At 59.8% G+C, this 11,693-nt stretch carries 8 protein-coding genes; all 8 read right to left on the bottom strand.

Annotated elements, in window-relative coordinates:
• Positions 1-12: 12 nt before the first annotated feature.
• Complete coding sequence (locus G4C92_RS13730) at positions 13-483, bottom strand: ribosome maturation factor RimP (RefSeq protein WP_274940385.1); 471 nt, start codon at positions 481-483, stop codon at positions 13-15.
• A gap of 148 nt (positions 484-631) precedes the next feature.
• Positions 632-2,878 carry a DNA gyrase/topoisomerase IV subunit A gene (locus tag G4C92_RS13725; protein ID WP_274940384.1) on the bottom strand — a complete coding sequence of 749 codons (2,247 nt, stop codon included), beginning with the start codon at positions 2,876-2,878 and terminating at the stop codon, positions 632-634.
• Positions 2,879-2,889: 11 nt separating this feature from the next.
• Complete coding sequence (locus tag G4C92_RS13720) at positions 2,890-4,815, bottom strand: DNA gyrase/topoisomerase IV subunit B (protein ID WP_274940383.1); 1,926 nt, start codon at positions 4,813-4,815, stop codon at positions 2,890-2,892.
• 113 nt (positions 4,816-4,928) lie between these two features.
• On the bottom strand, positions 4,929-5,738 hold the full coding sequence (trpA, locus tag G4C92_RS13715; protein ID WP_274940382.1) for a tryptophan synthase subunit alpha: 810 nt from the start codon (positions 5,736-5,738) through the stop codon (positions 4,929-4,931).
• Entirely contained in the window at positions 5,731-6,918 is a 1,188-nt protein-coding gene (trpB, locus tag G4C92_RS13710; protein ID WP_274940381.1) for a tryptophan synthase subunit beta, read from the bottom strand. Before trpB ends, trpA begins: the two co-directional genes overlap by 8 nt.
• 17 nt (positions 6,919-6,935) lie before the next feature.
• Entirely contained in the window at positions 6,936-8,390 is a 1,455-nt protein-coding gene (gene trpC, locus G4C92_RS15015; RefSeq protein ID WP_330654728.1) for an indole-3-glycerol phosphate synthase TrpC, read from the bottom strand.
• Between the two features lie 30 nt (positions 8,391-8,420).
• Positions 8,421-9,446, bottom strand: a complete 1,026-nt coding sequence (gene trpD, locus G4C92_RS13695) for an anthranilate phosphoribosyltransferase (RefSeq protein WP_274940380.1) — start codon at positions 9,444-9,446, stop codon at positions 8,421-8,423.
• A 424-nt stretch (positions 9,447-9,870) separates the two neighbouring features.
• Complete coding sequence (locus G4C92_RS13690) at positions 9,871-11,352, bottom strand: L,D-transpeptidase (RefSeq protein ID WP_274940379.1); 1,482 nt, start codon at positions 11,350-11,352, stop codon at positions 9,871-9,873.
• Between the last annotated feature and the right edge of the window lie 341 nt (positions 11,353-11,693).

Below are 11,693 nucleotides of genomic sequence, written 5' to 3'. Positions count from 1 at the left end.
GGCTCTCCGGTTTTACAGCTCATATGTCAGGCTGATGCGTGCGATTTCGCTCTTTCCGATGATCAGATCCTCCCCGCCGTCCGACGGACGGATCTTCACCTGCCGATCATCCGCATCGAGCAGAATGCCGGTGACGGTCTTCTTCTTCCCGACGGCGCGGTACAGCTTCGCCTCGACTTCCCGGCCCTTCGCGTATTCGAAGTCATGGGGCCTCCGGAGTACCCGTCCGAGTCCCGGCGAGCTCACCTCCAGCGTATAGGGCTCCGCGATGAAATCCTCCCGATCCAGAAGAGGATCGATCCGCCGGCTGACCGCCTCGCAGTCATCGATGCCGACGCCTCCGTCCTTGTCGATGCAGATCCGCAGGAAATACTCCTGGCCTTCCTTCACGAACTCGGCATCTACGGGATGCAGTCCCAGTTCAGCCGCGACCGGCTCAAGAAGAGCCCAGGTTTTCCGCTCATATTCGTCTTTTCTGCTCAATGTTTCCCCTTACACAGTTTAGGAGCGGACGCAAGTCCGCTCCTAAGTCTCAACTCATGTAACAATCGAACTATACCACTCCGGCAGCCGGAATGCAAGAAAAACCTTGCATTTCGGGCATTTCCGCGTTCAGAAAGACCTCTCCGTCTTATCTGCGGCTCCGGTTTCCTCTTCCGCCGCGCTTCGCCAGCTTCAATCGGCTTAGAAGCATCCTGCCGCCATGATATTCGATGGCAAATTCCTTTGACGCCTCCAGAAGATAGACGGCGTGAATCCGGTCGTCCTCTCCGAGCGTCATCCCCCGGACGCCCTGCGCCGCCTTCTTCTGAACCGGCACCTCGGCCAGCGGAAAGCGGAGGAAATATCCTTCCTTCGACTCAAGCACGGCCTGCTCCATCTGACCGCAGGGACCGACGAAGACAAGGCGGTCGTCCTCCCCCAGCTTGGTGGACAGAACGGTCCTCACGGAGGCCGACAGTACGCTTCCTTCCGTCCGCTTCACCAGCCCCTTCTCTGTGGCGAAGAAAAGCTCCGTCCCCGATACGAAGCTGAGCGGCGCGACATAGAGCAGCTCCTCCTCCTGATTCGAGTAGTTCGTAAGATTGTCAATCGGCACGCCCTTGTCCCTCAGCTTCCGCTGCGGCACGTCCAGCACCTTGACGGTGTGCATTCGGCCGCTGTCCGTGAACAGACAGATACGGTCCGTGTTGAGAAGCCGGAACACATACCGGTTGTCGGCTTCGGCGGCTTCCCGGTTCTTCTCAAAAGTGCCCGTGTCAAGCACTTTCGCGTAACCGAAGCGGTCGAGGCAGAAGATCACCTCCTCTTCCTCAAATCCCGCCTCCTCGATGACAATCTCCTCCGCATGTTCGATGGCCGTGCGCCGGGGTACCGCGTACTTCTTCCTCATCGCGCCAAGCTCCTTCACCAGCTCTGCCGCCATCGCATCGTGGTTCTCCAGCAGATTCCGGTAGAAGTCGATCCGCTTCAGTGTTTCCGCGTGCTCCTTCATCAGCGCGTCGATCTCGAGTCCGATCAGCTTGACCAGACGCATATCGAGAATCGCGTTGGCCTGGCGTTCCGTAAACATCAGCTGCGCGGCCTCCGCGCGGCTTTTCTCCGAGCGGAAGCGGATGCCTTCCGTCCGTCCTTTCACAAGACAGTCAGTGGCCATCTTCCGGTTCTTCGATCCGCGGAGGATCTCGATGATCAGATCGATGACATCAGTCGCGCGGATCAGGCCCTCCTGAATTTCCTTCTGCTCAAGCTCCTTCGCCAGCAGCGTCTGGTATTTCCGATCAGCGATCTCGAACTGAAAGTCCACGGCCGACTCGATGATCTGGCGGAGCGACATCGTCTCCGGCCGTCCTTCCGAGACGACGAGCATATTGACGCCGAAGGTATCCTCCAGCTTCGTCTTCCGGAAGAGCAGGTTCCGGACACGCTCCGCGTCGGCGCCCTTCTTCAGCTCGATGACGATCCGGATGCCTTCCTTCGACGACTGGTTGGACAGGTCGGCGATCTCCGGCGCCTGGCGGCTCTCGGCCAGCGCCGCGACATCGTTCATGAACTTCCCGATGCCGGCGCCCACCATCGTATACGGAATTTCAGTCACCACGAGATTCGTGCGTCCGTTTCTTCCCGCCTCCGTCTCCACGCGTCCACGGATCCGGATCCGGCCGCTGCCGGTCCGGTAGATCTCCGGCAGCTCGTCCCGGTTGACGACGATGCCGCCTGTCGGGAAGTCCGGCCCCTTGATATACTTCAGCAGTTCCTCGTCCGTAATCTTATCGTTGCGGATAAAGGCGCAGACCGCATCGATCACCTCGCCGATGTTGTTCGGCGGAATCGACGTCGCCATCCCGACCGCAATACCGTCCGATCCGTTGATCAGGATATTCGGAAGCCTCGCCGGCAGCACCGTCGGCTCCTTCTCCGTCTCATCGAAGTTCGGCATGAAATCCACGAGGTTCTTGTCAAGGTCGCTCAGAAAGACATCTTCGGTGAATGCCTCAAGCCGGGCTTCCGTGTACCGCATCGCCGCGGCCCCGTCTCCCTCGATGGATCCGAAATTGCCGTGTCCGTCGATCAGCACCCGTCCCTTTTTGAAATCCTGGGCCATCACGACCAGCGCGTCGTAAATGGAACTGTCGCCGTGAGGATGGAACTTGCCCATCGTGTCGCCCACGATACGGGCGCTCTTCCTGTACGGACGGTCCGAGCGGGTACCCAGTTCCCACATGTCATACAGCACCCGGCGCTGCACCGGCTTCAGGCCGTCGCGCACGTCGGGAAGCGCACGGGAGACGATGACCGACATCGCATAGTCGATATAATTCTTCTGCATAATCTCCGAATAGTCAGTCCGGATGATATGCTCTTCCGTCTTCGGCATCTCACTCCTCCTCAAACGTCAAGCGCGGCGTCAGACGCGTGCTCGTAGATAAACTCCCGGCGCGGGGGCACGTCCGTCCCCATCAGCACGTCGGTGATGTCGGAGGACAGTCCCGGATCCGCGATCTCGATCCGGCGCAGATGGCGCGTCGCAGGGTTAAGCGTCGTTTCCCACAGCTGCTGCGGATCCATCTCGCCGAGACCCTTGTACCGTTGCAGCGTAAAGCGGCCGTTCGGGTGTTTCTTCCTGTAATGCTCGAGGGCTTTGTCGTCGTAGAGATACTCGCCCTCGCCCTTCGCCGGCACCACCTTGTAAAGAGGCGGCATCGCGATATAGACATGCCCTTCGTAGATCAGCTCGGGCATGTACCGGTAAAACAGCGTCAGCAGCAGCGTGCCGATATGAGCGCCGTCCACATCGGCATCCGCCATGATGATGATCTTGTCGTAGCGGAGCTTCGAGATGTCGAAATCGTTTCCGTACCCTTCGGAAAACCCGCATCCGAAGGCCGTGATCATCGTCTTGATCTCCGCATTCGCGAGCACCTTGTCGATGCTCGCCTTCTCGACGTTCAGAATTTTTCCCCGGATCGGAAGAATCGCCTGATACTGCCGGTCACGTGCCGTCTTCGCGGAGCCGCCGGCGGAATCTCCCTCGACGATGAAGATCTCGCACTTCGATGCGTCTCTGGAAATGCAGTTGGCCAGCTTTCCGTTCGTGTCAAAGCTGAACTTCTGCTTCGTCAGAAGGCTGTTTTTCGCTTTCTCTGCCGTCCGCCGGATCTTCGCCGACTTCTCGGCGCAACCGAGAATCGCCTTCAGCGCGTCAAGATGGCGGTCAAAATAGTGCGGCGCCTCCTCGCTGATCACCTTGGCGACCGCCCTGGCCGCGTCCGGATTGTCCAGCTTTGTCTTCGTCTGACCCTCGAAGCGGGGGTCCGGATGCTTGACGGACACCACCGCCGTCATGCCGTTCCGGATATCCGGCCCTGTGAAATTGGCGTCCTTTTCCTTCAGCACGCCGAGTTCCCGGGCGTAGCTGTTCATCACCTGTGTGAAGGCTGTCTTGAATCCGGTGAGATGGGTGCCGCCGTCCGCGTTATAGATGTTGTTGCAGTAGCCCAGCACATTCTCATGGAATTCGTTCACATACTGGATCGCAACCTCAACCTCGATGCCCTCGTCCGCTCCTTCCAGAAAAACCGGCTCCGTCACCGTCTCCTCGTTCCGGTTCAGGTCGCTGACAAAGCCGACGATGCCTTCCGGCTCCGCGTATTCCACGGTCTCCTCCGGTTCTTTCCGTCTGTCGCGGAAGGTGATCGTCAGCTTCGGATTCAGGTAAGCCGTCTCGTGGAGGCGGGACTTCACTTCCGCGGCCGAGAAGCGGGTTACCTCGAAGATTTCCGGATCAGGAAGGAAGTTGACGGTCGTTCCCGTCTCCTTCGTCCTGCCCAGAATCGGAAGCTTTCCGTTCACAAGCTCAAGATCCGGCACGCCGCGGGAGAAATGATCGTGATAGACGGCCCCGTCGCGGCGGATCTTCACATCCATCTCCGTCGAGAGCGCGTTCACCACAGAGGATCCGACGCCGTGAAGGCCTCCGGATGTCTTGTACGCGCTGCTGTCAAATTTTCCGCCTGCATGAAGCGTCGTGTAGACGAGCCGCTCCGCCGGCATGCCCTTCTCATGGATCCCCACCGGGACGCCGCGGCCATTGTCGCTGACGGTGCAGGAGCCGTTTTTCTCCAGCGTGACATCGATATGGGTGCAGTACCCGGCAAGATGCTCATCGACCGAATTGTCGACAATCTCGTAGATCAGATGATTCAGTCCCTTTCTCGATGTGCTGCCGATATACATGCCCGGCCGCATCCGGACGGCTTCCAGTCCTTCCAGCACATGAATACTTGACTCGTCGTAGACTTCCTTCTTTGTCATCTCAAACCCCCGTTTAGCATCGGCATTGTAGCATACCGTTTTTCCGATTGCAAGGCGGCGGGCACGCCATACGCCGTGCCCGCCGCTTCTTACGGGGATCATTCCGGACCGCTTCACGCTTCCCGCACGGCGTCCTTCATGCTCTTCACGTAACGGAAAATCTCATCCCGGTCCGCGCCGGCATGGATCTTCTTCAGAATCGCAGAGCCGACGATCGCACCGTCCGAAAGGCCGGCCATCGTCTTCGCCTGCTCCGGCGAACTGATGCCGAATCCCACCGCGCAGCGCGCGGACGGGTTCGTTTCCCGTATAAGCCGGACCATCTTCCGGATCGTGTCGTACCGGAACTCCGTCCGGACGCCGGTGACGCCCATCGAGGAAACCACATAGATGAATCCCCTCGGATTCCGCGCGATCTCCCGTATCCGGTCCTCGGAGGTCGGGGAGACCATCGAGATCAGATCCACGCCGTATCGGTCCGAGACGGCGAGCACTTCCTCCTGCTCCTCGAACGGAACGTCGGCGAGGATCAGGGCATCGATCCCGTCTTCCCTGCAGCGCCTGAAAAACGGTACATAGGGCTCCGCATCACTCTCCGACGGATTGCCCCGGTAACGGAACACCGGATTGGCATACGTCATGAACGCGATCGGCAGATCCGGCTTCGCTTCTCTCACCCGTTCGACGATCTCGAACGCGCCGTTCACCGTCATGCCGCCCTCAAGCGCCAGCGCGTCCGCTTTCTGGATCACCGGACCCTCCGCAGTGGGATCGGAGAACGGAATCCCCACTTCGATCAGATCCGCGCCGGCATCCGCCGCGGCGAGGATGTATTCCACTGTCCTGTCCGCATCCGGATCCCCAGCGGTAAAAAACGGAATGAAGGCCTTCCCGTTCTGAAACGCCGCCTGTGTCTTACTCATAAAGATTCCTCCCTCTGTAGCGCGCGATCGCGGCGACATCCTTGTCTCCGCGTCCGCTTAAGCAGACGATCATGTTCTCGTCCTTCTTCATCGACGGGGCGAGCTTCATCGCCTGCGCAACCGCGTGCGCGCTCTCGATCGCGCAGATGATTCCTTCCGTGCGGGCGAGGTATTCAAAGGCCTGAACGGCCTCCTCGTCCGTCACCGGCACATAACGGGCGCGGCCGATGGAAGCCCAGTAGGCATGCTCCGGCCCGATGCCCGGATAATCAAGTCCCGCAGAAATCGAGTAGACCGGCGCGATCTGGCCTTCCTCATTCTGGCAGAACAGTGATTTCATGCCATGGAAAATGCCGAGGGAGCCCGTCGCCATCGTAGCGGCTGTCCGTGGCGTATTCACACCCTCGCCTGCTGCCTCGCAGCCGATCAGACGCACATCCGGATCATCGACGAAATGACAGAACATGCCAGCCGCATTTGATCCGCCGCCCACGCAGGCCAGCACCGCAGACGGCAGACGGCCTTCCGCTTCGAGGATCTGGGCTCTTGCTTCTTCCGAGATGACGGCCTGGAAATCTCGGACCATCGTCGGAAACGGATGAGGCCCCATAACCGATCCGAGGCAGTAGTGCGTGTCCGCGCAGCGGTTCGACCACTCGCGCATTGCCTCGTTGACCGCGTCCTTGAGCGTGCCGGTACCGGAATCCACCGGATGCACTTTTGCTCCCAGCAGCTCCATACGATAGACATTCAGCACCTGTCTCTCACAGTCCAGCTTCCCCATGAAAATCTCGCACTCCATGCCGAAAAGAGCCGCTGCCGTCGCTGTCGCGACGCCGTGCTGTCCCGCTCCGGTTTCGGCGATGAGCCTCGTCTTCCCCATCCGCTTCGCGAGCAGAGCCTGACCGAGACAGTTGTTAATCTTGTGCGCACCGGTGTGATTGAGGTCCTCCCGCTTGAGATAGATCCGGCAGCCGCCGAGATCCTTCGTCATCTTCTCCGCATAGTATAGCCTGGACGGCCGGTTCGCGTACTCCCGGAGCAGCCGGTCAAGCTCCTTCCGGAACGAAGGGTCCTCCTTCGCCTCAAAGTATGCTTTCTCCAGTTCATCGAGAGCGTTCATCAGCGTCTCCGTGATATACTGCCCTCCGTAGATCCCGAATCTTCCTTTATTATTCATTCTGTTCCTCTCCCAGGTTATCGTTCAGTCCTTCTCAGCTCACTGCGCCTCTCCAGTCCGCCCGGGCGCAGAGCCGCCGCGAAAGCCTTCACCGCTTCAGAACTCTTTCGGCCCGATGAATCCTCGACGCCCGATGAGACATCGACGCCGAAGGGACGGACAGCCGCGGCGGCCCCACCGACGTTGTCCGGATTCAGCCCTCCCGCCAGAAAGAACGGCTTTGCCGGCCGCTTCTCTCCGGCCAGGAGATCCCACCGGAACGTACGGCCGCTTCCCCGTCCCGCGTCGAAGAGAAGATAGTCCGCTGAAGGATACGCGTCCGGATCCGGCGCATCTTCGTCCATGATGATCGCCTTGATCACTTTCTTTCCCGTCGCCTCCCGGATCCGCCGGATCATGTCGTCCGTCTCGGATCCGTGAAGCTGGGCAAGGTCAATCGTGCCCTCGTTCAGAAGCGGGATGATGTCCTCTTCCCTGGCGTCGACGAAGACGCCCACCGTCCGGATCGCCGGATCAAGAATCTCCCGGATCCGGCGCGCCTGATCCCGGTTTACGCGGTGACGCGTATCCGCGAAGACAAGCCCGGCAAAATCCGGCCGGACCGCATTCACGGCCCGCGCATCCTCCTCCGTCATCAGTCCGCAGATCTTCACCGCCGGCCCCCGGCCGCGCAGTTCACGGATCTTGGATGCCCGGTTGTCCGCGCGCATCAGCGCCTCTCCCACAAGCACCGCGTCCGCGCGCATCGCTTCCGCAGCCGCCACATCCGCGCGTCCCCGGACGCCGCTCTCCGACACGAAAAGCACGCCCTCCGGCACCAGCGCCCGCAGTTCGCCAGCGTGTCTGACATCCACCGAGAAATCCTTCAGATTCCGGTTGTTGACGCCGATGATCCGGGCTCCGGCCTTCAGGGCTGTCTCAATTTCCCGCTCGTCATGCGCCTCCACCAGCGCGCTGAGACCGATTGCCTCCGCCGTCTGGAGATCATCGCGAAGCTCGAAGGGATCAAGAATGGACACAATCAGCAGCACCGCGTCCGCTCCGAGAGCCTTCGCCTCGTGGATCATATATTCGTCCACCGTGAAATCCTTCCGGAGAATCGGGAGATCCGTCGCTTCCCTGACGGCCGTCAGATATTCGTTCCGCCCGAGAAACCAGTACGGTTCCGTGAGGCATGAAATGCAGTCCGCTCCGGCCGCATCATAGGAGGATGCGATCTGCGTGTACTGGAAATCCGGCGCGATCAGCCCCTTCGAAGGACTCGCTTTTTTCAGTTCGCAGATCAGGCCGGTTCCTTCTTTCCGGAGAGCTTTCTCAAAGGGAAAGGCTCCCTGCGTATGCCGGCCGGACGGACGGTCGCACCGCCGGAAAACTTCTCTTCCGCCGAGAACCTGATACGGATCCGGACACTTCCTTTTCGCTTCCGCGACGCGTTCTCTTGTCCGCGCTGCGATTTCATCGAGAATCGTCATTTCATTCACTCCGTTGCCGCGTCCGGCGCCTTATTTGCGGCAGCTCTCCGTGATCCACCTGTCAAGGAGAGCGGCTGCGTCTCCGCTGTCGATCCGTTCCGCTGCGCGGGCGATGCCGTCCTGAAACGTGTCCGCATGACCGGCAGCATACAGGCCGGCGGCAGCATTCATCAGAACCGCGTTCCGCCTGGTGCCGCCGATCGATCCGTCTAAGATTCCTCTCGTGATCTTCGCGTTCTCCTCCGGCGTGCCTCCGGTCAGCTCATCCTTCGTCCCGGGCACAAGACCGAAGTCCTCCGGACAGATCACAGAGGTGCGGTAATATCCCTCCTTCAGCTCGCAGACCGCGGTTTCCCCGCAGGCGCTGATCTCGTCCAGTTTCTCTCTCCCGTATACGACGAGAGCGCGGCGTACACCCATCTGGGCCAGAACCTTGGCAACCGGCTCCACAAGGTACTCGTCATAGACGCCCAGCACATACATGGAGGGTTTTGCCGGGTTCGTGAGCGGTCCGAGGATGTTGAAGACGGTCCGGAATCCCAGTTCCCTGCGGATCGCGCCGACATATTTCATCGAAGTGTGATATTTCTGCGCGAACAGGAAGCAGATGCCGACCTCGTCAAGGAGGCGCCGGCAGAGCGCCGGATCCTCGTCGATGTTGACACCGAGCGCTTCGAGGCAGTCCGCGGTACCGCAGAGGGAGGAAGCCGCACGGTTCCCGTGCTTCGTCACCTTCACGCCGTCCGCTGCGATCACGAGCGCCGCCGTGGTGGAAATATTGAAGGAATGCGCGCCGTCGCCGCCGGTTCCGACGATTTCGAGCGTCTCAAATCCCGGATGGGGGACCGGCGTCGCGTGCTCGCGCATTGCGGTGGCGCACCCTGAGATCTCGTCGATGGTTTCGGCCTTGGTACTCTTCGTGCTGAGCGCGGCGAGAAATGCGGCGTTCTGGGTCGGAGTCGTCTCGCCGCTCATAATTTCGTTCATCACGGCGTAGGCCTCGGCGTAGGTAAGATCCTGCTTGTCCACAATCTTCGCTATGGCTTCCTTGATCATGCTGTCTGCCTCCTTTGCTCTCCGCTGCCGTTTCGTTTCGCGGCGGAGCCTTTCTTCCCGGCCGCTTCATAAAAAAGATCCCCGGCAGCATACGGATATCTGCTGCCAGGGACGATAATCATCGCGGTGCCACCCTGCTTCACTGCCTTCTGCAATGCTCTCATGAGATGCCATCACATCTCCGGACCGTGACGTGGTCCCGCCGTCGCAGATTTGCTACGCCCTCCGCGGCCCATATGACAGCGTGCCTTCCGTCCGTTCTCATCCCCCGGACTCTCTGTGGGCGCACCCTCTGCTTTTTCTCCGCTTCAACGGTTTTCCGACAGGTTCGTTCCGTCTGCTGAAGGACGGACGCATCCGCTGTGCTTCACTTCATCACAGTGATGCATTGATGACGTATCGGATTGAACGAATTATACCGCGGTCAGTCGAATTTTGCAACCCCGTCTGTCTTTCCTTCCGCCGCGTTGTCACCCTTCCGGCAGACAATAACCGGGGTCCGGTTATCAATGGCCTCAAACAGCTCCGCCGCGAAATCGGGCGGCAGATTGACACAGCCGTGGGAGCCGCTGGTGAGATAAATATCCCCTCCGAATGAAGACCTCCAGCCGGCGTCATGCATGCCGTAGCTCTCATAGAACGGCATCCAGTAATCGACGTGAGAGGCGTAACCCGTGATCTCAAGAGAGCCGAGCGTCTGATCCTGTTTTTTGGCGAAGACCGCAAAGACACCGGAAGGTGTCAGCCGGTCACGGTCCGACTCAAGCCCGGTCACGACATCCGAATCCAGCACAAGCTTGCCGTCTCTGTAATAGTAGAGATGCTGGCCCGTCACATCCACCTCGATATATGTGCCTCCGAAGGTCGGATCCATGTCGTCGCTGACGGAGTTCTCCAGCTCGATCTCTCCGCTCTTTCTGGCGTAAAGGTCGCTGTATATCTTTTCCGTCATACCCTGCTTGTCGATTCTGTAACCATACGGGCTGCAGAACTCGTTAACCGTTCCCTCGGCCGTCGTCTGAAAATCGATGGTATTCTGCACATGATCGAACTTTTCGGCCGCCGCCTTCACGATCTTGTAGACGGCCGTATAGACGGTGTCCGCATCCACTGCGTAGTTCCCGTCCTCGTCTTTTCCGATCCATGAGACGAGCCGATCCCGTCCGATCTCCGTGTCCGTACCGTCCGGATAGCGGAGTGTAATCACCGTGGAAACGTAGTTGTTAAGATCCTCAGCCCGTGCCTTGAGATCTTCATCCTCCGCGGTCACCTGGGGCTTTTTGTAAGCCCCGCTCACATTATTGAGCGAGAGACGGCTCTCCGAGGCGCTGATCGCGTCCGACACGGAGCGGAAAATCACATCCTGATCCGGTTCGTTGCCTTCCACCGCGTCCGCCACCCGGTATGTCTGATCAGACATAAGGACGATTCGCGCGTTCCGCGGCTTTGTCACGGAACCGGAGTCAAATTCCGGCAGCGCCTCAAGGAAATGCTTCAGCTTGTCCTCATCGAACCGGAAACTCGTCTTCACATGACCGGACGATTTCCGTCCGAGCAGCGAAAAGAGCCAGCCCATCCGGTTCTGCGCCTTCAGAAGCTCGGATACCTCGTTGCTGGAGACATAGGTCAGATCGATGTCAGACCCCTTGATCTCCTCGCATTTTCCGCCGCGGAAGGCCACCTCAAGCTGGTACTTTTCCACCGAGTTCCGGAGCAGCGCCTCTGTGTCGGCGGCGGAAAAGCCGCCCGCCTCAAAGCCGTTTATATAAGTGTTGGGAAGGAAGACACGGGCATAACGCGCGGCGATCATGCAATACACGATGACAAGAAACGCCGCAGCGGCGGCACCAACCGCAAGGCGCTGACGGAGTACCCGCTTCTTTCTTTCCCGGAGCTCATCCCGCACCCGTGCGCTTCGGCTTCCCGGCTTTCTTCTTTCCGGCGTACGTTCCGCCGCGGCGTGCCTTTCACGGTTCCACACCGTGCCCGTTCCGGCCGCATGCGATCCTGCTGTCCGCCGCTGCGCCGGGCCCTGCCCCGCTCCGCTTCGATTCTCTGACTGACTGCGTCTGACCCGGTCCTTTTCGTCCCGGGTCTGTCCGCGCCGTGGCTGGCCGGTCTCCATTTTGCTCACTCCTTAAACCGATTCGTCAGGTCTGCCATCAGGTCCGGACCTATGTCCCCGGCCGTCGGACAGACCGTATACTCTGAAAAAGCGCCGGGCGCCCGCGGCACCAGAACGGCCGC

The organism is Chordicoccus furentiruminis (assembly GCF_019355395.1).
Classification (GTDB): Bacteria; Bacillota; Clostridia; order Lachnospirales; family Lachnospiraceae; genus Chordicoccus; species Chordicoccus furentiruminis.
The sequence above is the reverse complement of the archived record's forward strand: the minus strand, read 5'-3'. Positions and strand labels throughout refer to the sequence as shown.